Here is a 24,497-nt window from a genome sequence, read left to right on the forward strand (position 1 = left end):
TCTATACGGGGTCCCCGCGCCGCGCCATCGAACGACCGGCGTTCCGGCAGGGCCGCGGCAGGCCGGCCACAGTTCCAAAGCGCAAGCGTTCCCCCGGTCCATGGCGATCCTCTACCACCATCCCCTCTGCCCTCACTCGCGCTTCGTGCGGCTCGTCATGGGCGAGTACGGCCTCGACGCCGACCTCGTGGAGGAAAAGGTGTGGGAGCGGCGCGAGCCCTTCCTCCACCTGAACCCGGCGGGCACGACCCCGGTGCTGGTGGAGGCCTCGATCCCCTCCGTGCCCGGCGCGGACGTGATCGCGGAGTACCTCGACGAGACCCGCGGCCTCGCGCTCGGCGACCGCCGCCTGCTGCCGGAGGCCCCGCGCGACCGGGTCGAGAGCCGGCGGCTGACCTCCTGGTTCAACCAGAAGTTCTTCGACGAGGTTTCGTCCCACCTCGTGATGGAGAAGATCTACAAGCGCTTCATGCCGACCAACCTCGGCGGCGGCGCGCCGGAGATGGCCGCCATCCGCGCGGCGCGCTCCAACATCCGCTATCATCTGAAATATGTCGGATATCTGATCCGGCAGCGGAACTGGCTCGCGGGCGACCGGCTGACCTACGCCGACCTCGCGGCCGCCGCGCATCTGTCGGTGGTGGACTTCTTGGGCGACGTGCCGTGGGACGAGGACGAGACCGCGAAGAGCTGGTACGCGCGGGTGAAGTCGCGCCCCTCCTTCCGCCCGCTGCTCGCGGACGGGATGCCCGGCATGCAGCCCTCGCTGACCTACGCCAACCTGGATTTCTAAGGGCTCTGCGACCGCGTAACGAAGCGCCTTCTTCCCCCCTCCCCCTTGCGGGGAGGGACCGGGGGTGGGGGCGGTCCAGAACGGAACGCGGAGGGCTTAGCCGCCCTGGACCCGACCGTTGCGCCCCATCCTGCGCCACCCCCACCCTTACCCTCCCCGCAAGGGGGAGGGAGACCGAGACCTCGCGCTCTCGTTGCCGAGATCGCGCAGGACTCAGGCCTCCAGGCGCGCGCCCGCGCCGCAAGCTCGCCTTCGCCCCATGACCCCATCCGCCCTCAAGGACGAGCTCCGCGCGCGCGCAGCCTCCTACGGCTTCGAGGCCTTCGGCGTCACGACGCCGGACGCGGTCGTCGCAGCCGGCGCGCGGCTGCTGGAGGCCTTGGCGCTCGGCCGGCATGGGAGCATGGCGTGGCTGGAGGACCGGGCGCAGTGGCGCGCTGATCCTCGAGCGCTGTGGCCGGAGGCGCGCTCCGTCGTCCTGCTCGGGCTGAACTACGGGCCGGACCACGACCCCCGTGCGGCGCTCGAACGGGCGTCCCATGCCGCGATCTCGGTCTACGCCCAGGGCGACGACTACCACGACCTGATCAAGGGCCGGCTGAAGCAGGTCGCAGGGGCGCTCGCCTCCGCGGGCCATGCGGCCAAGGTGTTCGTGGACACCGCCCCGGTCATGGAGAAGCCGCTCGCCGCCGCCGCCGGCCTCGGCTGGCAGGGCAAGCACACCAACCTCGTCTCACGCGCTCACGGCTCCTGGCTGTTCCTCGGCGCGATCTTCACCACCGCCGAGCTTCCGCCGGACGAGGCCGAAACCGACCGCTGCGGCTCCTGCCGGGCCTGCCTCGACGCCTGCCCGACCGACGCCTTCCCCGCGCCCTACCAGCTCGACGCGCGGCGCTGCGTCTCCTACCTCACGATCGAACACGCCGGCCCCATCCCGCGGGAGCTTCGGCCCAAGCTCGGCAACCGCATCTACGGCTGCGACGACTGCCTCGCCGCCTGCCCCTGGAACAAGTTCGCGGAAACCGGCCGCGAGATGCGGCTCGCCGCCCGCGACGCCTTGCGCACGCCGGAGCTACGCCGGCTCGCAGCCCTCGACGACGCCGGCTTCCGCGCGCTGTTCGCGAAGTCCGCCGTGAAGCGCATCGGCCGCGACCGCTTCGTCCGCAACGTCGCGATCGCAATCGGAAACTCCGGCGACGCGAGCCTCGCCGAGGCGCTCGGTCCTCTCCTCGACGACCCCTCGCCCGTGGTGCGCGGCGCGAGCGTGTGGGCGATCGCGCGGCTCGCCCCGCCTGCGACGCTCGCGCCCCTTGCCGCGCGGCGGCTTGCGGCCGAAACCGACGGAGACGTGCGCGCCGAGTGGCGCGCGGCGCTTGACCAGGAGGCGGCGTGAGACGGCTCGTCGTGTTCGGCTGCGGCTACACCGCCCGCCGCTTCGTCGCCCTGCACGGGTCCGCGTTCGACCGCGTGGACGTCACGTCGCGCTCGGACGAGACCGCGGCGCGGCTGACGGCCGACGGTCTCGCCGCCCATGTGTTCGACGGATCTGGCCTGACGCCAGCGCTGGGCGAGGCGCTACGCGCCGCGACCCATGTGCTGGTCTCCGCCCCGCCGGACGCCCACGGCGACCCCACCCTGCGCGGCGCCGGCGAAGCCTTGCGGGCGGCGGGGAACCTCGCCTGGGTCGGCTACCTCTCGACCATCGGCGTCTACGCCGACGCCGGCGGCGGCTGGGTGGACGAGACCACCGAGCCCGAAGCCGACAGCGAACGCGGCGCCCGCCGCATCGTGGTGGAGCGCGACTGGCTCGCGTTCGGACGGGAGCGGAGCGTCCCCGTCCAGATCTTCCGCCTCGCGGGCATCTACGGCCCCGGCCGCAGCCAGATCGACAACCTGCGCGCCGGCACGGCGAAGCGCTTGGTAAAGCCCGGGCAGGTGTTCAACCGCATCCACGTCGACGACATCGCGGCGGCCCTCGCGGCCGGGATCGCGCGCCCCGAGGCCGGGCCGATCGTCAACGTCACCGACGACGAGCCCGCCGCGCCGCAGGACGTGGTGACCTACGCGGCGCGCCTGATCGGCGTGGAGGCGCCCCCGGAGCAGCCGTTCGAGACCGCCTCGATTTCCGAGATGGCGCGGAGCTTCTACTCCTCCAACAAGCGCGTCGCGAACCGCGTGCTGCGCGAGGAGTTCGGGGTGCGGCTGGCCTATCCCACCTATCGGGAGGGCATCGCGTCGCTGGCGGAATGAGCGTTGCAGACTCGGCGGCGCGTCCCGTCGCAGCGGGAACCATGCGCCGGGCTCGGCGGTTCGCAGGGGACGCGATCGAAGATCGCTCGCCTGCCGGCAGGCTGAACCACCGTTCCGCCATCCACGACCTCCGCAGCCTGGAGACGCTCTCGTGAGCCCCCTCGTCTTCCCTGCCCTCACCGCCTTTTACAGCGCCCTGCTCGCGCTCCTGTTCGTTGGGCTGTCCGCCTGGGTGGTCGCCGGCCGGGTGGGCGACAACGCGCTGCATGGCGACGGAGGCCACGAGGGTCTCGCCAAGCGCATCCGCGCGCATGGCAACTTCGCCGAATACGTGCCCTTCGCGCTGCTGCTCGTCGGGTTCTACGAGGCTGGCGGCGGCTCCACAGGGCTCGTGCGCGGGCTGCTGATCGCGCTGCTCGTCGCGCGGCTGCTGCACCCCGTCGGCATGTTCGCGCCGAAGAACACGCCGACCCAGTTCGTCTGCCGCGGCGGCGGGATCATCGTGACCTTCGCCGTGCTGGCGATCGCAGCCGTCGCTCTGCTGCTGCGCTGACGGCAATTGGCGCCGCGCTTGCGTGCTTTGCTCGCGCCGGGCCCTCGCCCGGCCTCAGCGACCGGAGAACGCATGCCATGTGCCGCGGCGACGACGCGACCTGCCCACAATTCGAGCTGCATTACCGCGCCTTCCGCGAGGATCTTGATCATGAGCGCCGCGGCTTCCTGAAAAGCGGCTTCGTGGCGGCCGGCGGCCTCGCCACGCTGGGCGCCGCCGGCGCGTCGCTGGTGACGCCGGCCCTGGCCCAGGCGACCGCCGCGCGCACGCCTGGCGAGCGCAAGCATCACTTCCTGCCGGCCAACGCCGACACCGTGCACTGGGGCTACTTCTCGAAATCGCTGAAGCCGCGGGTCGAGATCGAGAGCGGCGACATCGTCACCATCGAGACCCTGACCCACCACGCCAACGACGACGCCGAACGCATGGTGCAGGGCGACGAGGGCGCCGAGAGCGTGTTCCTCTGGACCAAGGACAAGAAGGGCGTCGACCGCCGCGGCGCCGGGACCACCGATCCCAAGCTCTACAAGAAGGGCTCCGGCGAGGGCCAGGGCGTGCACGTCATGACCGGGCCGGTCTACGTCCGCGGCGCGGAGCCGGGCGACGTGCTCGAGGTGCGCATCCTCGACTGCGCGCCGCGCCCCTGCGCCAACCCGAAGTTCAAGGGCAAGGCCTTCGGCTCGAACGCGGCCGCCTGGTGGGGCTACCACTACAACGACATGCTCGACGGCGCGAAGCGCGAGGTCGTGACGATCTACGAGGTCGACGCCATGGGCTCCAAGAGCTGGGCGCAGGCCGTCTACAACTTCAAATGGGTCCCGCAGACCGATCCGTTCGGCGTCGAGCACGCCACGATCGACTATCCCGGCGTGCCGGTGGACCACACGAAAACCAGCCGCAACTTCGACGTGCTGAAGGGGGTGCGGGTGCCGATCCGCCCGCACTTCGGCACGCTCGGCCTGGCGCCGGCGGAGGCGGACTTCGTCGACACGATCCCGCCGAACTACGTCGGCGGCAACATCGACAACTGGCGCATCGGCAAGGGCGCGACGATGTACTATCCCGTCGCGGTGGAAGGCGGCCTGCTCTCGGTCGGCGACCCACATGCGAGCCAGGGCGACAGCGAGCTCTGCGGCACCGCCATCGAGTGCTCGCTCACCGGCGTGTTCCAGCTGATCCTGCACAAGAAGGCGGACCTCGGCGGCACGCCTCTGGAGGAGCTGAACTACCCCATGCTGGAGACCCAGGACGAGTGGCTCGTCCACGGTTTCTCCTTCGCCAACTACCTGAAGGAGCTGGGGCCGGAGGCGCAGTCCGCGATCTACGGCAAGTCCTCGGTCGACCTCGCGATGCGCGACGCCTTCCGCAAGATGCGCCACTTCCTGATGACCACGCAGAAGCTGACCGAGGACGAGGCGGTGTCGCTGATGTCGATCGGCGTGGACTTCGGCGTCACCCAGGTGGTGGACGGCAACTGGGGCGTCCACGCCGTGGTGAAGAAGGACATCTTCGCCGGCCGCGCGTGACGCCAGATGAAGGGCGCGGCGTCCAGCGCCGCGCCCTTTTGGTTCCTCAGCGCTGGCCGCCGGAGGCCGCCAGCGTTTCGCCGGTCACCCAGCCCGCCGCGTCGGAGGCGAGGAAGACCGCGACCTTGGCGATGTCGTCCGGCTGGCCGAGACGGCCGAGCGGGGTCGAGGCGATCATCTGCCGCTCGAACTCGCTGCCCATCACGCCGGCCGTATGGGTGCCTTCGGTCTCGACGCCGCCGGGATTGACCGCGTTGACGCGGATCTTCTTCGGGCCGAGCTCAGCTGCGAGCACCCGCGTGAAGTGGTCCACCGCCGCCTTGGTCGCGCTGTAGACGGAGGTCGTCGGGTAGACGCCGCGGCCCGCGACCGACGAGACGTTGACGACCGCGCCGCCCTCGGGCCCGAAGCGCTTGGCCGCCTCGCGGATCGCGAGCAGCGAGCCGAGCACGTTGATGTCGAACTGGCGGCGGTAATGCTCGACCGTCAGGTCTTCGATCGCGCCGAACTGGTAGACGCCGGCATTGTTGACGAGCACGTTCGGTCGCCCGACGGCGGCTTCGGTCTCGTCGAACAGGCGCAGCACGTCGGCCTCCTTCGAGACGTCGCCCTGCACCGCGACCGCGCGGCCGCCGGCCGCCTGAATGTCGGCGACGACGCGGTCGGCGCCCGCCTTGTCGGACGCGTAGTTCACGACCACCGCCGCGCCCGCGACGCCGTACGCCCGCGCTATGCCCGCACCGATGCCCTTCGAGGCGCCGGTCACGATCGCGGTCTTTCCCTTGAGTTCGCTCATTGGATTTCCCCTGCAGCGATTTGTTTCGATAGTTAGATGAATGTCGAACTATCGGGGCGCAAGGGGCCGACGCGAGGATTTTTGCGGGGCGTCAGATCGCGGCGAGACGCGCGAGATAGGCGGCGAGCACCTCGCGATTCAGGGTGAGGCTGGCGCACCGGCCCTCCCGGAGAATCGAGACCAGCCCGGCGGTCTCGAGCTCCTTCATGTGGTGCGAGAGGGTCGCGGGGCTGATGCCCTGCGCTTCGTGCAGGGCCGCGCAAGGGGTCGGCTCGGCGTTGCCGCCGATCTCCTTCAGGATCTGCACCCGCCGCGGCTCCGCCAGCGCGCGCGCGATGCGCTCAAACTGGCGGTCCGGCAGAGTGTCGTCGCTGTTTGCCATGACGCTTAGGTAGTGCGTCCCGCGCGAATGTGTCGAGACGCCGCGGCATGGCGGCCGCGCCTCACCGGCGGCGCTCAGTCCGCGACGAGCGAGTCGACGCAGACCTTCCATTCGCCGGCGATCTTCTTCCAGACCACGACGTACTTGCCGGAATTGTCGGTCTCGCTTCCGGCGTCGCCCGTCTTGAAGGCGTAGGTCCCGACCTCGAAGGCCATCGCCCCCGCCGGGTCCACGTCGATCGTCGTCGGACCGAAGACCACGGTGTCGTTGGTGGCGGCGAGCAGGCCAGCCCAGAACTCGGCGATCGCCGCCCGGCCCGCGATGACCGGCGCGCCTGCGACCAGGATGCGGCCGTCCTCCGCATGGACCTCCGCGATCTTCGCGGCGTCGTTCGCCCGGACGGCGGCGAGCCAGACGTCGATGGCGGAGCGGATTTCCGACTCGGAATTGGATGCGAGGGACATGGTTCTCTCGTCTGCGGGGAGACGCGCGGGGCGCGCAAAAAGGGGGGCGGACCGGTGCGTCGCATCGGGACCGCCGGCACGCTACGACAGGACGCCCGGAGTAGACAGCACAAGAAAACGTCATGCCTCCTTCGAAAGCGCCCGCGAGAACGGCCGCGCCCGCGGCGCGGCGACGGGGACGCGCTACCCGGTCGCGTCGAACCTCCGCCCGCCCCTTGATTCCCTTGCCGTGGGGCGCCGCGCCTGCTATCCGCCGCCCATGGCCGCCGAACCCCAGACCAACATCCGCAACTTCTCGATCGTCGCGCACATCGACCACGGGAAGTCCACCCTCGCCGACCGTCTGATCCAGACCACAGGCGGCCTGCAGGCGCGCGAGATGACGGAGCAGGTGCTCGACTCGATGGACATCGAGAAGGAGCGCGGCATCACCATCAAAGCGCAGACCGTGCGCCTCACCTACCCCGCGCAGGATGGCCAGACCTACATCCTCAATCTGATGGACACGCCGGGGCACGTCGACTTCGCCTACGAGGTCTCACGCAGCCTCGCGGCCTGCGAGGGCTCGCTGCTGGTCGTGGACGCGAGCCAGGGCGTCGAGGCGCAGACGCTCGCGAACGTCTACCAGGCGCTCGACAACGGCCACGAGATCGTGCCCGTCCTGAACAAGATCGACCTGCCGGCGGCCGAGCCCGACCGCGTCAAGGAGCAGATCGAGGAGGTCATCGGCCTCGACGCCTCCGACGCGGTGCCGATCTCCGCCAAGTCCGGCATCGGCATCGACCTCGTGCTCGAGGCCATCGTGAAGCGCCTGCCGCCGCCGAAGGGCGACCGCGCGGCGCCGCTGAAGGCCATGCTGGTCGACAGCTGGTACGACACCTACCTCGGCGTCGTGGTGCTGGTGCGCATCGTCGACGGCACGCTCAAGAAAGGGATGAAAATCCGCCTGATGGGCGCGAACGCGGTCTACGACGTCGATCGGGTCGGCGTGTTCACGCCGAAGATGACCGACATCGCCGAGCTCGGCGTCGGCGAGATCGGGTTCTTCACCGGCTCGATCAAGGAAGTGGCCGACACCCGCGTCGGCGACACCATCACCGAGGACAAGCGCCAGACCAAGGACATGCTGCCGGGCTTCAAGCCGGCGCAGCCCGTGGTGTTCTGCGGCCTGTTCCCGGTCGACGCGGCCGACTTCGACGACCTGCGCGCCGCCATGGGCAAGCTGCGCCTGAACGACGCCAGCTTCTCCTTCGAGATGGAATCATCCGCCGCGCTCGGCTTCGGCTTCCGCTGCGGCTTCTTGGGGCTCTTGCACCTCGAGATCATCCAGGAGCGGCTGGAGCGCGAGTTCAACCTCGACCTGATCGCGACCGCGCCCTCGGTGATCTACAAGATCAACCTGTCCGACGGGAGCGAGATCGAGCTGCACAATCCGGCCGACATGCCTGATGTGATGAAGATCGCCGAGATCAACGAGCCGTGGATCCGCGCCACGATCCTCTCCCCCGACGACTATCTCGGCTCGGTGCTGAAGCTCTGCCAGGACCGGCGCGGCCTGCAGATCGACCTCAGCTACGTCGGCAAGCGCGCCATGGTGGTCTACGACCTGCCGCTGAACGAGGTGGTGTTCGACTTCTACGACCGGCTGAAGTCGATATCGAAGGGCTACGCCTCGTTCGACTACCACATCACCGACTACCGGGCCGGCGACCTCGTGAAGATGTCGATCCTGGTCAACGCCGAGCCGGTGGACGCGCTCTCGATGCTGGTCCACCGCACCCGCGCCGAGGCCCGCGGCCGGGTGATGTGCGAGAAGCTCAAGGAGCTGATCCCGCCGCACCTCTTCGTCATCCCGGTGCAGGCCGCGATCGGCGGCAAGATCATCGCCCGCGAGACCATCCGCGCGCTGCGCAAGGACGTGACGGCCAAGTGCTACGGCGGCGACGCCAGCCGCAAGCGCAAGCTGCTCGACAAGCAGAAAGCCGGCAAGAAGAAGCTGCGCCAGTTCGGCCGGGTGGAGATTCCGCAGGAGGCGTTCATCGCGGCGCTGAAGATGGACGAGTGAGGCGGTCGCTTACTCGAACGCCGCCTCGAGGCCTCGCTCCGACCGCGTGACGACCCGGCAGGGCGCGGGGTCCTCGCCGTCCATGACCAGATCGAACCGCGTCGGCAGTTCGGCGGCGCCCAGAACGTCGAGCCGGACGCGGCCGGCCGACACCGCCCGGACGGTGCAGGGTACGCTCTCGCGGCCCGCGCCGAGCACGAGGCTCCCGCGCTTCAGAACCCGCCGCAGGCCCGCGCCCCTCCCGATAGGGCTCGCCGCCACGACGCACCTATTCCGCCCGGCGGCCTTCGCCTGGTACAGCGCCATGTCGGCGGAGCGCAGCAGCATGTCGATGTCGCAGGCGCCGTCGGCCGGCGCCGAAGTCACCCCGAGGCTAGCCGTGACGCGGAAGGTCCCCTCGCGGAACGCGTAAGTCTCGCCGCGGATCGCCTCTCGGATCCGCTCGGCGACGCTCAACGCCCGATCCGTCCCGACGTCGGGCAGCAGCACCGCAAACTCCTCGCCGCCAAGCCGCCCGATCCGCTCCCGGCCCGCGAACTGCGCGGCGCAGGCCAAGACGCTTCCGATCAGCGCCGCGTCGCCGCGATCGTGTCCGTAGGTGTCGTTCACGCGCTTGAAATGGTCGAGGTCGATGACGATCAGGCTCAGCGGGCGCTCGGCGTGGGCCGCCTGATCGATCGCTTTCTGCGCTTCGGCGCGGAAGGCGCGGCGCGACAGCGCACCGGTGAGCGCGTCGGCGTCCGCCAGCAGGCGAAGCTCCAGCTCATCGATCACGATGCGCGCGAGATCGACGAGGATCTCGCGCTCGTCGTCGGTGAACGCTCGCTGCGCCTGGTCCATAACGCACAGAGTGCCGAGCATCTGCCCGTCGGGCGTAACCAGCGGCGCGCCCGCGTAGAACCGGATGTGGGGCTCGCCGGTCACGAAGGGATTCTGCGCGAACCGCGGATCCCGCCGTGCGTCGGTCACGATCAGCGGCGACCCCTGCTCGATCGTGGAGCTGCACAGCGCGGGCCCTCGCGCGGTCTCCTGCGGCCCTACGCCGTGGCGCGCCTTAAACCATTGGCGGTGGCCGTCGATCAGGCTGATCGTGACCATCGAGGTGCGAAAGACCTTCTGCGTCAGCCGGACAATCCGGTCGAACGCCTCTTCGCCCGGCGTGTCCATCACGTCGTAACGCGCAAGAGCCGCAAGCCGCAGATCCTCGCAGGACCTGCCGAGAGCATGGGCGCCCTCGGTCCCGCAGGCTGGCGTTCGCCGTTCCGCTGTCAACGACTGCTCCTCGGTGGAGAACGCCTCCAGACGCGCGTCGCCGGAGGCGCCTCGTCTCCGATGCAATAGGCTCTTCGGTTTACGGAGACGTTAGCGGCGGCTGCGTCTATCAAACGCAGAGAAACGACCGAAGCCGATCGGCCAGCCCCGAGGGGTCCTTCAGCTCGCACTCCCAGATCGTCAGCGCCTCCCAGCCGAGCGCGCCGAGCTCGGCGAGCGTCCGCCAGTCCCGCGCGACGTTGCGCGCGATCTTCGCCTGCCAATACTCCGCATTGGTCTTCGGCATGCGGCTCCCCCGCGGGCAATTGTGACCGTGCCAGAAGCAGCCATGGACGAAGATCACCTTCTTGCGCGAGGGGAACACGAGGTCCGGGCTGCCCGGCAGGTCCTTGCGGTGCAGGCGGAAGCGATAGCCCAGCGCATGGGCGGCGCGCCGGACCTGCATCTCCGGCTTGGTGTCGCGGCTCTTCACCGCCCGCATGACGGCGGAACGGGCTTCGGGCGTCTGCGGAGGCGCGGGGCTGCGGCTCACGCCGTGCGCCGCGCGGCCGCCCCGCGACCGAGCAGCGGCTCCAGCAGCTCATGGGCGAGAAAACGCACCACCGGCACCGCGACGCCGTCGCCCGCGAGCCGGTAGGCGTCGTTGTAGTTCGAGGGCAACGCGTAGGCGTCGTCGAGCCCCATCAAGCGTGCGGCTTCGCGCGCCGACATCAGGCGCGAGCGCACGACGCCGTTCTCGATCACCAGCAGCGTCTGACGGCTCGAGCCGCCGGCGGGCGTGCGCAGACAGCCGGCGACGCCGTCGAACCGCGCCTCCGCGCGCTGCACCTTCGCCCCCGACGCGTCGAGCCGCATGCGGCGGTAGACCGCGCCGACCCGGCGGACCTGGGAAGCCTTGAGGCTCTCGATGCGGGCGCGGTGCAGCGGCGCCATGAGCGCGAGCAGCGCCTCGGTCTCATGCGGGGCGCGCCAGGGCGCGGTCGCCGGGTCGTCTTCGACGATGTCCTCGAGCGCGCGCACATTGACGCGCGGCGGCGACAGGCGCCACCAGATCCAGGCCTTCCGCGCGGCGGGACCGAGCGCGGCGTGGGCCATGTGAAGCGCCTTCGGCCGGAAGGCGGACGGCGCGCCGTGGGCCGGATCGACGGCGGAGGCCGGCGGCTCGACGTCGTCGGCGATCGCCACGATGAAGAGGCGCGGGCGCGACTGCGGGAGGAACAGGGCGGCGTCCACCACCAGCGCGCCGAACCGGTAGCCGGCGTCGCTCAGCGCGGCGCCGATCGAGGCGAAGTCGCGCCCACCGCGCGAGGTCAGCGCCCCGCAGACGTTCTCGAGCACCAGGGTCTTCGGCGCGCGGCCTTCCGCCTTGAGCTGGAGGACCGCGTTCCAGAAGCCCCAGAACGCGCCGGAGCGCGCGCCGGCGAGGCCGGCCTTCGCGCCGGCCAGCGAGAGATCCTGGCAGGGAAAGGAGCCCCAGGCGAGATCCGCCCGCCCGGGAAGCATCGCGGGCGTGACCGCGTGGACGTCGCCCACGTGCAGGTCGTCCCCGCCGAAGTTCGCGCGGTAGGCGGCGGCCTTCTTTGGGCTGAGATCGTTCGCGAACAGGCAGCGCCAGCCGGAGCCGAGGCCGACCCGGGCCATGCCGCCGCCTGCGAAGAACTCATAGAAGGTGAGCTCGCTCACGCCGCCGCCGCCGGATGGCCGCCGCCAGCCGCGTTCAGGCGACCTCCGTGGTGGTGTCGACCACGTCGGCGTCCGGAACGTTCTTCTTGATGGATTCGATCGCGCTCTTGGCCGAGGCCTTGGTGGTGTAGCCTTCGGAGCCGAACATCGGCTCGCCGTTCGACGCGACGTAGCGGAACCGGAATTCGCCCTTCTTGTCTTTGTAGATTTCGAACTTCGCGGCCATTTTCATCTCCCGTTACGGGTCTGCAACGCCCGACTCGCAGGCTATGTCCAACTTCGCGCGCCCGCCAAGCGGGAAGCGGACCGCGTCAGTGGAAATCGCGCGATTTCGGCAGAATGCGGACGTCGCGGGGGTGCGCGCGCGGCTGCTGCGGACGGTCGGGCTGGGGACGACGCATCTCGTCGGCGCGCGCCAGAGGCGGCTCGAGTTCCCGGCTCGACAGGCGGGAGAGCTCGTGGGTGCGGTCGACGAGACGCTCCGCCACCAGATGGACGATCCCTTCGGGGCTGCGCTGGACGCGTCCCTCGACCTGGATCAGCCGGGCGGCCATCACCTCCCGGCGAAAGCGAAGGAGCACGGTCGGCCAGACCACGGCGTTCGCCACTCCGGTCTCGTCGGCGATGGTCATGAACACGACGCCCTTGGCGCTGCCCGGCTTCTGCCGGACGAGCACGACGCCGGCCGCCGTCAGCCGCCGCCCGTCCCGGGCGTCTTTGACGTCCGTGCAGGAAACCGCGCCTTCCCGCGCGAACAGGCCGCGCAGAAACTGCATGGGATGGCCTTTGAGCGAGAGCCGGGTCGTCTGGTAGTCCGCGACCACATGCTCCGACAGCGCCATGTCGGGCAGCGCCTCGCTCCCCTCCTCCGCGCCGAGGTCCGCCGCGTCCGCCGCCTCGAACAGCGGCAGCGCGACGTCGTCCGGCAGCCGCCGCACCTCCCAGAGGGCTGCTCGCCGGTCGAGCCGCATCGAGCGGAAGGCGTCGGCGTCGGCGAGCTTGACCAGTGCGGCCTTCGGCAGCCTGGCCCGGCGCTTCAGGTCGTCGATCGAGTCGAAGCCGCTTCCGCGCGCCGCGGCCAGCGCCTCGGCCCAGTCCTCACGAAACCCGTCGATCTGCCGGAAGCCGATGCGCAGGCGCAGCGCGTCGTCCGGCCGTCTCTCCAGCGTGTTGTCCCAGTGGCTGACCGCGACGTCCGCCCCGCGGGTCTCGACGCCGTGCTCGCGCGCGTCCCGCACGATCTCGGCGGGGGCGTAGAATCCCATGGGCTGGGAGTTGAGCAGCGCGCAGGCGAAGGCCGCGGGATGACGGCATTTCAGATAGGACGAGATGTAGACCAGCTTGGCGAAGCTCGCGGCGTGGCTCTCGGGGAAGCCGTAGGAGCCGAAGCCCTCGATCTGCTTGAAGCAGTTCGCGGCGAACTCCGGATCGTACCCGCGCGCGATCATGTTGCCGACCATCCTGTCCCGGAACACGCCGATGTCGCCGAGGTTGCGGAAGGTCGCCATGGCCCGGCGCAGGCCGTTGGCCTCCTCGCCGGAAAACTTGGCCGCCACCATGGCGATGCGCATGGCCTGCTCCTGGAACAGCGGCACGCCGAGCGTCTTCTCCAGCACGTTCCTCAGTTCGTTCGGGTCATGCGGCGGTCCGGGCTCGGGATACTTGACCAGCTCCGGATTCTGGCGGCGCTTGAGATAGGGGTGGACCATGTCGCCCTGGATCGGGCCCGGCCGCACGATCGCGACCTGGATGACGAGATCATAGAACGCCTTCGGCTTCAGCCGCGGCAGCATGTTCATCTGCGCGCGGCTCTCGACCTGGAACACGCCGAGCGAGTCCCCGCGCGACAGCATGGCGTAGACGTCCTCCTGGCCCGGCTTGATGGTCGCCAGTTCGAGCGCCTGGCGTTCATGGACGCGGATAAGGTCGAAGGCCTTGCGGATGCAGGTCAGCATCCCGAGCGCGAGCACGTCGACCTTCATCATCCCGACGGCGTCGATGTCGTCCTTGTCCCATTCGATGAAGCTGCGGTCCGGCATCGCCGCCGGGCCGACAGGCACACATTCGTCGAGCCGGTCGTCGGTCAGCACGAAGCCGCCCACGTGCTGAGACAGGTGGCGCGGGAAACCGACGAGTTCGCTCGCGAGCTTCAGCGCCGGAAGGAGATAGGGATTGGACGGGTCGAGCCCCGCCTGGCGCACCTGCGCCTCCGTCAGCCCGTCGCCCCAGCCGCCCCAGACCGTGTTGGCGAGCGCGGCGGTCAGATCCTCGCCCATGCCGAAGACCTTGCCGACTTCCCGCACGGCGCTGCGCGGCTTGTAATGGATGACGGTTGCGACGAGCGCCGCGCGCTCACGGCCGTAGCGCGCGTAGATGTGCTGGATCACCTCCTCGCGCCGCTCATGCTCGAAGTCGACGTCGATGTCCGGCGGCTCCGACCGTTCCTTGGATAAAAATCGTTCGAACAGAACGTTGGACTCGGCCGGATCGACCGCGGTGATCCCGAGCACATAGCAGACGGCGGAGTTCGCCGCGGACCCGCGCCCCTGACAGAGAATGCCCTGCGACCGCGCGTAGGCCACGACGTCATGGACGGTCAGGAAGTAATGCGCGTAGTTCTCGCGCTTGATGAACGCCAGTTCCTTGGCGACCAGCTTCGCCACCGCCGGGGGCGTCCCTCCGGGATAGAACCGGGCGAGACCCTCGCGCACGAGGTCGCGCAAATGGCCGTGCGGCGTCTTGTCCGCGGGCACCGGCTCGTGCGGGTAATTGTACTTCAGGTCCTCGAGACTGAAGACGACCTGCTCCGTGAACCTCAGCGTCTCCGTCACCGCGTCCGGCGCGTCCCGGAACAGCCGGGCCATTTCGGCCCCCGGTTTCAGGTGCCGCTCGGCGTTCGCCTCCAGCCTGCGGCCCGCGCCGTCGAGCGTCACGCCCTCGCGGATGCAGGTGACGACGTCGAGCAGCGGGCGTCGGTCGGGCGTGTGGCAGAGCGGCTCGTTGGTGGCGAGAAGCGGGACGCCGACGCGGGACGCCAGGCGCTTCAGCCGCGCAAGCCTGCGGGCGTCGTCGCCGCGCCGCGGCATGGTCGCGCCGAGCCACGTCGCGTCCCGTCCCGTCTCCTTCAGCGCCGCGAGCGCTCGCTCCGTCTCGCGGCCGGGCGCCCGCGACGGCATGACGATGGCGAGCAACCCCTCGCGCCACGCCAGCAGGTCCTCGAAGAGCAGGCGGCACTCGCCCTTCGGTGCGCGCCCCTTGCCGAGGCTGAGCAGCCGGCAGAGCCGCCCCCAGGCGGCGCGGTCGCGCGGATGGACGACGACGTCCGGCGCATCGTCCTCGAACACCAGACGCGCGCCCACCACCAGCTTCGGCGTCGGTTGCGGCAAGTCCTTGTTGCCGAGCGTCGCATAGGCGCGGACGACGCCCGCGACGGAGTTCACGTCCGCGATCCCGATGGCCTCGAGCCCGTAGAACGCCGCGGCCGCGACGTACTCCTCCGGCCGCGAGCCGGCGCGGAGGAAGGAAAAGGCCGTCATGGCGGCGAGTTCGGCGAAGGCGGTCATCCGAACAGGCCGTGCAGGAACCAGCGCGGATGCTCCGCCTCGCAGACGTAAAGCCCGTCGCGGTAGAGCCAGAACCGGGCCCCTTCCGCGTCCTCCACCCGAAAGTAGTCGCGCGTCAGCGCGCCCGGGTCGCGCCGCCACCATTCGAGGGCGATCCGCTCCGGCCCCTCCGCGCGGGCGACCGCATGCGCCACCCGCCGCCACAGGAAGCGGATCGGCGGCCCGTCCGGCACCTCGGCCAGAACCTCGATCGGCTCCGGATCGGCGAACAGCCGCAAGGGCCGGCGCGGCGGCTCCGCGACGGACGGCGCCGGCCAGCTCGCCGCACGCGCAGCCGATCGCCCGCCCCCGGTCGACATCGCCTGGGCCGGACGCGCCCGCGCCTCGCCCTCCGGACGATGGACGTCGCCGGCCAGGAAGCGCAGCACGCGGCGGCGACCATGACGCGCGGCGAGCCGATCGACCAGCTCCGCGACCGCGCCTTCCTCCGCCGCGCCCGGATCGAGGCTGACGGCCTCGGGAGCGAGCGGCTCGACCGCGAGCGCCGACAGCCGGACGAGATCGAAGCCGAAGCCGGGATCGATCGGATCCGCCAGCGCGTCGAGCCGCTCCCTGAGGAGCCGCAGCAGCATGTCCGGATCCCGCGTCGGACGGCCGGTGGCGACCGAGATCCGCGAGACCTTGCCGTCGGCGCGGAAGAAGGCGGCCTCGACGCGGGTCACGCCCTCGCCCGCGGCCTCGAGCCTGCCGGCGAGCGCGCCCGCAAGCGCCCGGCACGCCGCGACCACCGCATCCTGGGTGAGGACGGGTTCGGGAAACCGGCGTTCGATCATCCGCGCCGGCGCCGGCCGCCGCGGCGAAATCGGCGGATCGACCCGGCCGAACGCCTGGTCGAGAGCTGCCACGAGACCGAAGCCGAACCGTGCGGCGAGCTCGCCCCGGCCACGGGCCGCGAGTTGGCCAAGCGTCGTCAGGCCGGCGCGGGCGAGCCCCGTGCGGACCGCTTCGGCGGGACCCAGCGCCGCGACCGGAAGCGCCGCGAGGCGCGCGCGCTCCTCCTCCGGCGTCGCGACGCCGCCGGGCGTGAACCACGCCAGCGCCCGGGCGACGCCGGCCCCGCCCGCGACAGAGACCCGGGCGGTGAGCCCTTGGCGCGCCAGCGCCTGCGCCACATCCTGCGCCATCGCCGCCTCGCCGCCGAAGAAATGCGCGCAGCCCGCGACGTCGAGCAGCAGGCCATGGGGCGGATCGAGCGCGACGAGCGGGGTGTAGCGGTCGCACCAGTCGGCCACCGCCGTGAGCATGGCGTGATCGGCCGCGGCGTCCGCCGGGACCGCGCGCAGATCCGGACGGATCGCGCGCGCCTCCGTCAGCGGCAGCCCGGGCCTCGCGCCCGCCGCCTCCGCCGCGGCGTCGAGCGCCACGATGCGGAGCGCCGCGCCCTGGCGCTCGACGATGACGAGCGGGCGGTCATCCGGCGCGCCGGAGCCCGCCGCCCGCTCCCGCCGCCGCACCCGCTCGACGGGGAGGTTCGGCAAGGCGACCGCCATGATCCTCCGCGCCGGCCCCGAAGCTTCCCGCGTTCCCTGCGGCCACGGCGAAGCCGCGCTCATGGCCGTTCCACCCGAGCGTCCACCGCCCGAGGCCGCCGCGCCGGTTGCGCACCAGCTCGACGTGAAAGCGCGGCCGTCCCCAGTCCACCTCTCCGGGAGGCGATGCGGCGGGGGCGACCCGCCAGCGCGTTTCCGCCGCTGAAAACCCAACGGGCGCGGCGAGCGAGGGCGCCCCCGCCCGCACCACGATCGCCGGCACGCCGGAGCGGCCGGCGGCAAGCGCCAGCCGCCGCACCGCCACGCGGTCGAACGCCGCCAGGCGACCGAAGGGCTCGATCAGCGTGACCGCGAGAGCCGGACAGGCAAGCGCGGCTTCCGCCGCGCGGAGCGTCGCCGCCTCGTCCGGCGCGCGCACCAGCACCAGCCGGTCGGGATCGAAGCCGAGCTCCGCCAGCCCCATCGGCCAGGGCTCCCCGGTCTCGCGCCCGGACATGTCCTGTCGGATCCATACCGCCGTCCTCCCCCGCCGCCCCGCCCTGACGGCGAGCGCGACCGCAAACCCCGTGGCCGCGACGGCGCCCGCCGCGGACACGCCCGACACCGCATGCAGCGCGCCGCGCCGGAGCCCGCCGCCGAGCGCCGCGTCCATCTCGGGCACGCCGAGGACGATCCGCTCCTCCGCGCCGAGAGCGCCCGACGTGTCGGCCTCGATGCGGGCCACAACCGTCCTGAGCGCGTCCAGCGTCTCCGCCACAGCGCGCGTCGTCATCGTTGAAATCCGCAAAAGTTCTTGTTCTGTTCTCTTATAGGGAGCGCTTCAAAACTGAGTCAAGACGCCGCAGACGCCCCGCGTGGGTTTCCTCCCGTCGATCGCAAAAGACTCACCTGAGCACCTCTTGATTGGAACAAATATCGAACATATGGTCGAGGGCCAGACGGGAACAGAGAAAGAACTCCGTGGACATCACCGCCAAGCTCGCCATCCTCGCCGACGCCGCGAAGTACGACGCGTCCTGCGCCTCGAGCGGCACGGACAAGCGCAACTCGGCGGGGTCGAAGGGCGGGCCGGCGCGCGGGCTCGGCTCCACCGAGGGGGCCGGCATCTGCCACTCCTACGCGCCCGACGGCCGCTGCATCTCGCTTCTCAAGATCCTGCTGACCAACGCCTGCGCGTTCGATTGCCTCTATTGCGTCAACCGCGCCACCAGCAACACGCCGCGCGCGCGCTTCACGGTCGAGGAGGCGGTGACGCTCACGCTCGACTTCTACCGGCGCAATTACATCGAAGGGCTGTTCCTCTCCTCCGGGGTCATCCGCAACGCGGACTACACGATGGAGCAGGTGATGCGGGTGGCGAAGAGCCTTCGCCTCGACCATGGCTTCAAGGGCTACATCCACTTAAAGACCATTCCGGACGCGGCCCCCGAGCTGATCGCGGAGGCCGGGCTCTACGCCGACCGGCTGTCGATCAACGTCGAACTGCCTGATGAGACCAGCCTGAAGCGCCTCGCGCCCGAGAAGGACCTGCGCGCCGTCCGCCGCACCATGGCGGATCTGCGCGGGCGGATCGAGGAGGCGAAGGAGCCGACCGCCGCCGGCCGGGCCCGCCCGCCGCGCTTCGCGCCCGCCGGCCAGAGCACCCAGATGATCGTCGGCGCCGACGCCTCCGACGACCGCGCCATCCTGACGACGTCCGCGAACCTCTACGGCTCGTACCGGCTGAAGCGGGTTTATTTCTCCGCCTTCAGCCCGATCCCGGACGCGAGCGCCGCCCTACCGCTCGTCGCGCCCCCGCTGGTGCGCGAGCACCGGCTCTATCAGGCTGACTGGCTGATGCGGTTTTACGGTTTCAGCGTTGCCGAGATCACCGAAGGCGGCGGCATGCTGGACCTCGCGATCGATCCAAAGCTCGCCTGGGCCTTGCGTCACCGCGAGCAGTTCCCGCTCGACGTCGCCCGCGCCTCCCGCGAACAGCTGCTGCGCACGCCCGGCCTCGGCAAGACGGTGGTGGACCGCATCCTGTCCGCCCGCCGCTTCCGCATGCTGAGGGTCGAGGATCTGCGCCGCATGCGCGCGCCGCTCGCCAAGGCCCTGCCCTTCCTCAAGCTTGCGGACCACATGCCGTCGATCGCGACGCTTGAAAGCGAGCGCCTGATCGAACGCTTCGTTCCCCAGCCGCGGCAGATGGCGCTCGCGCTGTGAGTCCGCGGCGGATTGCGCTTGCGGGGCCGTCCGATATCGCCGGCTGGCGCGCGGCCGCGCGCGCGCTGGCGTCCGAAGGCGCGCCCCCGCACGACGTGGTCTGGAGCGTGGGCGACGAGGGCGGCGACCTGTTCGCGGCGCCTGTTGCGCCGCAGGCGCCGCCGCTCGCCCCCTCCGCGCTCTCGGTGCCGCGCGCCTTCCTCGACCTCGCCGAGGTCGCGCTGCTGCACAGCGACCCCGGCCGCTTCGACCTCTGCTACCGGCTGCTGCTGCGGCTCGCCGCCGACCGAACCCTCCTGGGGGACGCCGCCGACCCCGACGTCGTGCGCGCGCACGGCCTCGCCAAGGCGGTGCGGCGCGACAAGCACAAGATGACCGCCTTCGTCCGCTTCCGGGAGGTCACGCGCGAGGACGGCGCGTGGTTCGTCGCCTGGTTCGAGCCGGAGCACCACATCGTCGAGGCGACCGCGCCGTTCTTCATGCGCCGGTTCGCGGCCATGCGCTGGTCGATCCTGACGCCGGAGCGCTCCGCGCACTGGGACGGCGCCGCGCTCGCGTTCGGCGAAGGCGGCCGCCGCGCCGACGCGCCGGACAGCGACGTTCTGGAGGACGCCTGGCGGACCTACTACGCCAGCATCTTCAATCCCGCCCGGCTGAAGGTCCACGCCATGCGGGCCGAGATGCCGCGGAAGTATTGGCGCAACCTTCCGGAGGCCTCGCTCATTCGTCCCCTGATCGCTTCGGCCGCCAAGGCGACGGCCGACATGGTCGCCGCCCCCGCGCCAGCGCCGAAGAAAGGCCAGCGCATGACGCCGATCGAAGCCTCCCCGGACCGCGGCGAACCGACGTCGCTCGAAGCGCTGCACGATGAGGTCGACGCCTGCCGCGCCTGCCCGCTGTGGGAGCCCGCGACCCAGGCGGTGTTCGGCGAAGGGCCGCCCACCGCGACGATCGTCGTCGTGGGCGAGCAGCCCGGCGACAAGGAGGACATCGCCGGCCGGCCGTTCGTCGGCCCCGCGGGCGCGCTGTTCGACAAAGCCGCACGGGAAGCCGGCCTCGAACGCGACAAGGTCTACGTCACCAATGCGGTGAAGCACTTCAAGTTCGAGCCGCGCGGCAAATTCCGGCTGCACAAGACGCCGGGGCCGACCGAGATCAACGCCTGCCGGCCCTGGCTCGAGCGAGAACTCGCCCTCCTGAAGCCCCAACTCGTGGTGGCGATGGGCGCGACCGCCGCGCGGGCGGCCTTCGGCAAACCGGTGAAGGTGGGCGAGCACCGCGGACGCATCGCCCGCCGCGACGGCGCGCCGGACGTGCTGGTGACGGTGCACCCCTCCTATCTGCTGCGCCTGCCGGACCAGGCGCGCCGGGAGGAGGAGTACCGACGCTTCGTCGACGACCTCGCTCTCGCGGCGAACTATCTCGCCGAAGCTGCCTGACGGGCGTCGCGCTTCTCAACCCAGAACGACGTCAGGGCGAGCGCCAGCCCGCCGAGCGCGAGCACCGCGCCGACCCAGCCCGGGGCCGTCCAGCCGAGGCCGGCCGCGATCGCAACGCCCCCAAGCCAGGCGCCGATGGCGTTGGCGAGGTTGAAGGCCGAATGGTTGAGCGCGGCGGCCAGGGTCTGCGCATCCGCCGCCACGTCCATCAGCCGGGTCTGGAGCGCAGGCCCGATCGCGATGCAGGTGCCGATCAGGAACAGGTTGACCGTCGCGGTCCACAGCGTGGCGGAGCCGTAAACGAAAGCTCCGATCACCGCCGCGCTCCAGACCAGCGTCCCGAGGATCGTGGCCTTGAGCGCGCGGTCCGCGAGCATGCCGCCGACGATGTTGCCGGCGATCATGCCGAGGCCGAGGACGGCGAGCATCACCGGCACGAGGCTCACGGGAAGGCCCGTCACTTCCGTCAGCGTGGGCGAAATGTAGCTGTAGACCGCGAACATGCCGCCAAAGCCGACGGCGGCCACGCCGAGCGTGAACCACACCTGGGGCTTTGCGAAGGCGCCCAGCTCGCGGCGCGCGCTCGCGCCCTCCGCGGCGGCGATCGCAGGCAGGAAGGCGCGCACCATCGCCGCCGTCAGCAGGCCGAGCGCCGCCACCGCCATGAAGGTCGCGCGCCAGCCGAAGGTCTGCCCGAGCCAGGTGGCCGCCGGCACGCCCACCACATTGGCCGCGCTCAGGCCGAGCATGACGTTGCTGACCGCCTGCGCCCGCTTGTTCGGCGCGACGAGCGACGCCGCCACAAGCGCGGCGACGCCGAAGTAGGCGCCGTGCGGCAGGCCGGCGACGAACCGTCCGGCGTTGAGCGAGAGATAGCCCGGGGCGAACGCGCTCGCGAGATTGCCCAGCGCGAAGAACAGCATCAGCCAGACCAGCAGCGCGCGCCGCGGCGCCTTGGCGAACAGCACGGCGAGCAATGGCGCGCCGACCACCACGCCCAGCGCATAGGCGCTGATCATGTGGCCGGCGGCGGGGATCGAGACCGCGACGTCCGCCGCGACGTCCGGCAGCACGCCCATGGCGGCGAATTCGCCGGTGCCGAGCGCGAGTCCTCCGACGGACAGAGCCGTCAGAGCGAAACGGGCGCCGTAGGGCGCGCTCGGAGCGCGCTCGGCGGCGTAGGCGTGGGGTTCGGCGGTGATCGCCGCGTCGGAGACGGACATGAAGCCCTCCGGAAAAAAAAGGGCCGGCAGAGCCGGCCCAAGTCTAGGGAGGAAACGCCCAAGGAGGGCTAGGCCAGCGCGAGCGCCGGCCACGCCGATTGGTATACTGTGGCCACGATCATGCTGCAACGCAGCAGTTTGCAGGGCAGTCATGCGTTGGCGCGCAGCGTCACGATCGACCCAGCCACCTGTCAAACAACGGTCATTTGCGCTCCGCAACGCTGCTGCAGCGCAACGATCCCGTTTATTGACCAATAGATATTATCTATTAAAAATCTCGCTCCGGTTGCACGAAGCCACGCCTACGCGCGATCGACGCCGAACCGGCCGAGGCCTGGGAGGTTGATCGCGGGGCTTCGGAACTCCAGCCCGAACACTGCGCCGAGGACGTTGATCTCCAAGCCCTCCATCCAGCCTAGCGTGACGCCGCCATAGCCGCCCGCCGTGACGCGCAGGCCCGTCTTCGAGGGCGTCAGCGCGACCCACCGTCCGTCATAGGGATAATCTTTCCCCAGCGCTGTCGTCGGCAGTTTGGCGTCGAGCTCCGGAACCGCCGCCATCACGGCCGCCACGAAGGTGTTTGAGTTCGGACCCGGCCAGGCGCGGTAGTCGCCGATCGCGGCGAACCCATAGCCCGAGATCGCCTCGCGGATCTTGGGGATGGCCCGCTCGGCCAGAGCGCCGTCGGCGGCGAAGACCAGCTCCGGCGCGCGGCCGAACCAGCGGCCGTCGGCCACGAAGCCGTTGACCCGGATCGGCTGTCCCCAAGCTGTGTAGTCGTAGCGCGTGTAAGCGTCCGCTCCCTTCGGCTTCACAACGATCCAGCAGTGGGAGGCGAAGATCCCGCGCCACCGCACCGTGCGCGCCGCGAACACGCGCACGACCGCCTCCGGCTGCTGGGCGGCGGGCGGCAGCAGACCTGCGCTGGAACGGTCCGCCGCCTGCCAGTCGCGCGGGGCGCTCCCAAGCGCGTACAGCAGCGCGGACAGGCCGAGCGGCAGCAGGAACAGGACGACGAAGCTGCCGGCGAGCACGCCGAACGTTCGGAAAATCATACGCACCCGGGGCAAGACGAGTTGGAGCCGCGTCCGATCCGGACGCTGCGCGAACATAGGCGGGCGGGGCGCTGGGCGGGAGCTGCGCGCTCGATTTCGTGATGAGGCGTATAAGGGCGTCGAATCGGGCTCCGGTCCGAGTGCTCGGCAGGGAGTTTGTGATGCGTCGCTTCGCCAAGGGGTTGGTCGCCCTCGCGGCCGTCGCTGGTTCGGGATGCGCGGCGGACGTGCGCCCGTCTCTCTCGCCCAGCGCCGAACTGGCCGATCCCGTACGTTACGCCTGCAACGACGGCTCGTTTCTCTCGGTGCGGTTTCAGGGCGACGCGGCGGACGTCACCATGGTCGACGGCGAGAAGGCCCGGCTGTCGCGCCTCCGCGCGACGTCCGGCGTCCGTTACGCCGCCGACGGCTACGACCTTTGGAGCCAGGGCGACACGGCCACCTGGACGGCGAAAGGAAGCCCCGCGACTGCATGCCTCGCGACATGATCGGCTGCGTCGGGACGATCACCCGCAGTCGACCGACTAGTCCGTCGCGATCACGCAGCGCGACTTGCCCGCGAGCTTGGCCTGATAGAGCGCGGCGTCGGCCATCTGCAGCAGCTCCGGCAGATCTTCGCCGTGATGGGGCGTCAGCGCGACGCCGACGCTGACGCCGATGGTGACCGACATGCCGTCCCCAAGATCGTAGGGGGCGCCGACTTCGCGGATCAGCCTCTCGCCGAAGGCGGGCGCCTGCGCCCGGTCCACATCGCGGGCGATGATGACGAACTCGTCGCCGCCGATCCGGGCCGCGACGTCGCCGGCGCGCAGCAGGCCCTTGAGCCGGACCGCGGCCGCTTTCAGCAGCCGATCGCCGGCGGTGTGGCCATAGGTGTCGTTCACGGCCTTGAAGCCGTCGAGATCCAGATAGAGCAGAGCCAGACGATGGCGCTCGCCGCGCCCAACTGCGTCGAGCGCCTGCGTCAGGCCGTCTCGGTTCGAAAGCCCCGTCAACGCGTCGTGCCGCGCGCGGCGGTCGTTCTCCCGCTCGGCCTCCATGGTGCCGACCAGCAGACCGTTGAGCCGATAGGCGGCGAGCCGCATGCTGATGAGGTAGAACGGTATCTGCACCAGCGCCGCCAGCATCGCGGGCTCGCCGGAAAACGGCGCCACCAGACAGATGGGGCCAAGGCTGAGCGCGATCATCAGTGCGACGAGCCGCGGAGCGGCGAAATTCCGGAAGCAGATGCCGCCGACCATCGCCGCGGCGGACATGCAGGCGACCGTCGCGGAGACCCAGTCTCCGCTCAGCACGCAGATCGACGCGCCGTAACCCACGCTCGCCGCCCAGACCACCGACAGCAGGAGATAGACGTCGGTGGGCGTCCCCTGTCCCGCTTCGGCGCGGCGGAACGAGAACACCAGCACTGCGAGGCGCAGGACGCCGATCACGATCTCCGCCACGAACCAGGCGATCAGAAGAGGCTGTCCCAGTCGCGCGGCGACGATCCCGGCGATCAGGATGCTGTTGAACACGCCGCCGGCGAAGATGGGCAGAGTGCCGTGCAGGCTGGCGATCAACGCCCGGCGGATCTCGGGCGGCACGTCTTTCCCGGCCTCGGTCAGCCAGCGCATGACCCGCCATCGCGGGAGACTGAAGAGGCCTTTGTGTCCCATGCCGCCAGAATCGTTTGCCG

22 protein-coding genes are annotated in these 24,497 nt (G+C 70.7%); 9 read left to right on the forward strand and 13 right to left on the reverse strand.

What is annotated here, in order from left to right; all coding sequences use genetic code 11:
* Positions 1-100: 100 nt before the first annotated feature.
* From JOD31_RS07130 to JOD31_RS07150, 5 genes are all read left to right on the forward strand, one after another.
* Positions 101-793 (forward strand): glutathione S-transferase family protein, encoded by a 693-nt coding sequence (locus tag JOD31_RS07130; RefSeq protein WP_020187918.1) that lies wholly within the window; start codon positions 101-103, stop codon positions 791-793.
* A 259-nt stretch (positions 794-1,052) separates the two neighbouring features.
* Positions 1,053-2,186: a tRNA epoxyqueuosine(34) reductase QueG gene (gene queG, locus JOD31_RS07135; protein WP_204949611.1), complete on the forward strand. Its 1,134-nt coding sequence runs from the start codon at positions 1,053-1,055 to the stop codon at positions 2,184-2,186.
* Complete coding sequence (locus tag JOD31_RS07140) at positions 2,183-3,043, forward strand: SDR family oxidoreductase (protein ID WP_204949612.1); 861 nt, start codon at positions 2,183-2,185, stop codon at positions 3,041-3,043. The genes queG and JOD31_RS07140 overlap by 4 nt, the downstream gene beginning before the upstream one ends.
* 151 nt (positions 3,044-3,194) lie before the next feature.
* The gene (locus tag JOD31_RS07145; protein WP_204949613.1) at positions 3,195-3,596 is read left to right on the forward strand and encodes an MAPEG family protein; all 402 of its coding nucleotides are present in this window, start codon (positions 3,195-3,197) and stop codon (positions 3,594-3,596) included.
* 77 nt (positions 3,597-3,673) lie between these two features.
* Positions 3,674-5,122 carry an acetamidase/formamidase family protein gene (locus tag JOD31_RS07150; protein WP_204949614.1) on the forward strand — a complete coding sequence of 483 codons (1,449 nt, stop codon included), beginning with the start codon at positions 3,674-3,676 and terminating at the stop codon, positions 5,120-5,122.
* 46 nt (positions 5,123-5,168) lie between these two features.
* Here the strand turns inward: JOD31_RS07150 and JOD31_RS07155 are convergent, their stop codons facing one another.
* The 3 genes from JOD31_RS07155 to JOD31_RS07165 form a co-directional block, all read right to left on the reverse strand.
* Positions 5,169-5,918 (reverse strand): SDR family NAD(P)-dependent oxidoreductase, encoded by a 750-nt coding sequence (locus JOD31_RS07155; RefSeq protein WP_204949615.1) that lies wholly within the window; start codon positions 5,916-5,918, stop codon positions 5,169-5,171.
* A gap of 91 nt (positions 5,919-6,009) precedes the next feature.
* Positions 6,010-6,300 (reverse strand): ArsR/SmtB family transcription factor, encoded by a 291-nt coding sequence (locus JOD31_RS07160; RefSeq protein ID WP_204949616.1) that lies wholly within the window; start codon positions 6,298-6,300, stop codon positions 6,010-6,012.
* Between the two features lie 74 nt (positions 6,301-6,374).
* Positions 6,375-6,764, reverse strand: a complete 390-nt coding sequence (locus JOD31_RS07165; RefSeq protein ID WP_204949617.1) for a YybH family protein — start codon at positions 6,762-6,764, stop codon at positions 6,375-6,377.
* A gap of 259 nt (positions 6,765-7,023) precedes the next feature.
* Here JOD31_RS07165 and lepA point away from each other — a divergent pair, with 259 nt between their 5' ends.
* Positions 7,024-8,829, forward strand: coding sequence for a translation elongation factor 4 (gene lepA / locus JOD31_RS07170; protein WP_204949618.1), 1,806 nt, complete (start codon positions 7,024-7,026; stop codon positions 8,827-8,829).
* Between the two features lie 9 nt (positions 8,830-8,838).
* Here the strand turns inward: lepA and JOD31_RS07175 are convergent, their stop codons facing one another.
* The 7 genes from JOD31_RS07175 to JOD31_RS07205 form a co-directional block, all read right to left on the reverse strand.
* Positions 8,839-10,101: a GGDEF domain-containing protein gene (locus JOD31_RS07175; RefSeq protein ID WP_246482384.1), complete on the reverse strand. Its 1,263-nt coding sequence runs from the start codon at positions 10,099-10,101 to the stop codon at positions 8,839-8,841.
* A 109-nt stretch (positions 10,102-10,210) separates the two neighbouring features.
* The gene (locus JOD31_RS07180; RefSeq protein WP_204949619.1) at positions 10,211-10,633 is read right to left on the reverse strand and encodes a very short patch repair endonuclease; all 423 of its coding nucleotides are present in this window, start codon (positions 10,631-10,633) and stop codon (positions 10,211-10,213) included.
* A complete protein-coding gene (locus JOD31_RS07185) occupies positions 10,630-11,784 on the reverse strand; it encodes a DNA cytosine methyltransferase (RefSeq protein WP_204949620.1) in 1,155 nt (384 codons plus the stop codon). The genes JOD31_RS07180 and JOD31_RS07185 overlap by 4 nt, the downstream gene beginning before the upstream one ends.
* 34 nt (positions 11,785-11,818) lie before the next feature.
* Positions 11,819-12,010, reverse strand: coding sequence for a YegP family protein (locus tag JOD31_RS07190; RefSeq protein WP_204949621.1), 192 nt, complete (start codon positions 12,008-12,010; stop codon positions 11,819-11,821).
* Positions 12,011-12,095: 85 nt separating this feature from the next.
* Positions 12,096-15,347, reverse strand: a complete 3,252-nt coding sequence (locus JOD31_RS07195) for an error-prone DNA polymerase (RefSeq protein WP_204949622.1) — start codon at positions 15,345-15,347, stop codon at positions 12,096-12,098.
* The gene (locus tag JOD31_RS07200) at positions 15,344-16,897 is read right to left on the reverse strand and encodes a Y-family DNA polymerase (RefSeq protein WP_204949623.1); all 1,554 of its coding nucleotides are present in this window, start codon (positions 16,895-16,897) and stop codon (positions 15,344-15,346) included. The genes JOD31_RS07195 and JOD31_RS07200 overlap by 4 nt, the downstream gene beginning before the upstream one ends.
* Entirely contained in the window at positions 16,818-17,669 is an 852-nt protein-coding gene (locus JOD31_RS07205) for an ImuA family protein (protein WP_204949624.1), read from the reverse strand. Before JOD31_RS07205 ends, JOD31_RS07200 begins: the two co-directional genes overlap by 80 nt.
* Positions 17,670-17,857: 188 nt before the next feature.
* Between JOD31_RS07205 and JOD31_RS07210 the strand changes: the two genes are divergently transcribed.
* A complete protein-coding gene (locus JOD31_RS07210; RefSeq protein WP_204949625.1) occupies positions 17,858-19,102 on the forward strand; it encodes a putative DNA modification/repair radical SAM protein in 1,245 nt (414 codons plus the stop codon).
* The gene (locus tag JOD31_RS07215) at positions 19,099-20,541 is read left to right on the forward strand and encodes a UdgX family uracil-DNA binding protein (protein WP_204949626.1); all 1,443 of its coding nucleotides are present in this window, start codon (positions 19,099-19,101) and stop codon (positions 20,539-20,541) included. Before JOD31_RS07210 ends, JOD31_RS07215 begins: the two co-directional genes overlap by 4 nt.
* Here the strand turns inward: JOD31_RS07215 and JOD31_RS07220 are convergent.
* The gene (locus JOD31_RS07220; RefSeq protein ID WP_204949627.1) at positions 20,520-21,764 is read right to left on the reverse strand and encodes an MFS transporter; all 1,245 of its coding nucleotides are present in this window, start codon (positions 21,762-21,764) and stop codon (positions 20,520-20,522) included. The genes JOD31_RS07215 and JOD31_RS07220 overlap by 22 nt on opposite strands.
* A 302-nt stretch (positions 21,765-22,066) precedes the next feature.
* Positions 22,067-22,819 (reverse strand): DUF3750 domain-containing protein, encoded by a 753-nt coding sequence (locus JOD31_RS07225; protein WP_204949628.1) that lies wholly within the window; start codon positions 22,817-22,819, stop codon positions 22,067-22,069.
* 161 nt (positions 22,820-22,980) lie between these two features.
* Here JOD31_RS07225 and JOD31_RS07230 point away from each other — a divergent pair, with 161 nt between their 5' ends.
* Positions 22,981-23,307, forward strand: a complete 327-nt coding sequence (locus tag JOD31_RS07230; protein ID WP_204949629.1) for an MliC family protein — start codon at positions 22,981-22,983, stop codon at positions 23,305-23,307.
* A 36-nt stretch (positions 23,308-23,343) separates the two neighbouring features.
* Here JOD31_RS07230 and JOD31_RS07235 read toward each other — a convergent pair whose 3' ends face one another.
* Entirely contained in the window at positions 23,344-24,435 is a 1,092-nt protein-coding gene (locus JOD31_RS07235) for a GGDEF domain-containing protein (RefSeq protein WP_204949630.1), read from the reverse strand.
* Between the last annotated feature and the right edge of the window lie 62 nt (positions 24,436-24,497).

It is taken from the genome of Methylopila capsulata, from assembly GCF_016907975.1.
Taxonomy (GTDB): Bacteria; Pseudomonadota; Alphaproteobacteria; order Rhizobiales; family Methylopilaceae; genus Methylopila; species Methylopila capsulata.

Coding starts and splice junctions, on each gene's coding strand:
- JOD31_RS07130 (WP_020187918.1), top strand. CDS start 101: ATGGCGATCCTCTACCACCATCCCCTCTGCCCTCACTCGCGCTTCGTG.
- queG (WP_204949611.1), top strand. CDS start 1,053: ATGACCCCATCCGCCCTCAAGGACGAGCTCCGCGCGCGCGCAGCCTCC.
- JOD31_RS07150 (WP_204949614.1), top strand. CDS start 3,674: ATGTGCCGCGGCGACGACGCGACCTGCCCACAATTCGAGCTGCATTAC.
- JOD31_RS07155 (WP_204949615.1), bottom strand. CDS start 5,918: ATGAGCGAACTCAAGGGAAAGACCGCGATCGTGACCGGCGCCTCGAAG.
- JOD31_RS07160 (WP_204949616.1), bottom strand. CDS start 6,300: ATGGCAAACAGCGACGACACTCTGCCGGACCGCCAGTTTGAGCGCATC.
- JOD31_RS07165 (WP_204949617.1), bottom strand. CDS start 6,764: ATGTCCCTCGCATCCAATTCCGAGTCGGAAATCCGCTCCGCCATCGAC.
- lepA (WP_204949618.1), top strand. CDS start 7,024: ATGGCCGCCGAACCCCAGACCAACATCCGCAACTTCTCGATCGTCGCG.
- JOD31_RS07190 (WP_204949621.1), bottom strand. CDS start 12,010: ATGGCCGCGAAGTTCGAAATCTACAAAGACAAGAAGGGCGAATTCCGG.
- JOD31_RS07195 (WP_204949622.1), bottom strand. CDS start 15,347: ATGACCGCCTTCGCCGAACTCGCCGCCATGACGGCCTTTTCCTTCCTC.
- JOD31_RS07200 (WP_204949623.1), bottom strand. CDS start 16,897: ATGGCGGTCGCCTTGCCGAACCTCCCCGTCGAGCGGGTGCGGCGGCGG.
- JOD31_RS07205 (WP_204949624.1), bottom strand. CDS start 17,669: ATGACGACGCGCGCTGTGGCGGAGACGCTGGACGCGCTCAGGACGGTT.
- JOD31_RS07220 (WP_204949627.1), bottom strand. CDS start 21,764: ATGTCCGTCTCCGACGCGGCGATCACCGCCGAACCCCACGCCTACGCC.
- JOD31_RS07225 (WP_204949628.1), bottom strand. CDS start 22,819: ATGATTTTCCGAACGTTCGGCGTGCTCGCCGGCAGCTTCGTCGTCCTG.
- JOD31_RS07230 (WP_204949629.1), top strand. CDS start 22,981: ATGCGTCGCTTCGCCAAGGGGTTGGTCGCCCTCGCGGCCGTCGCTGGT.
- JOD31_RS07235 (WP_204949630.1), bottom strand. CDS start 24,435: ATGCGCTGGCTGACCGAGGCCGGGAAAGACGTGCCGCCCGAGATCCGC.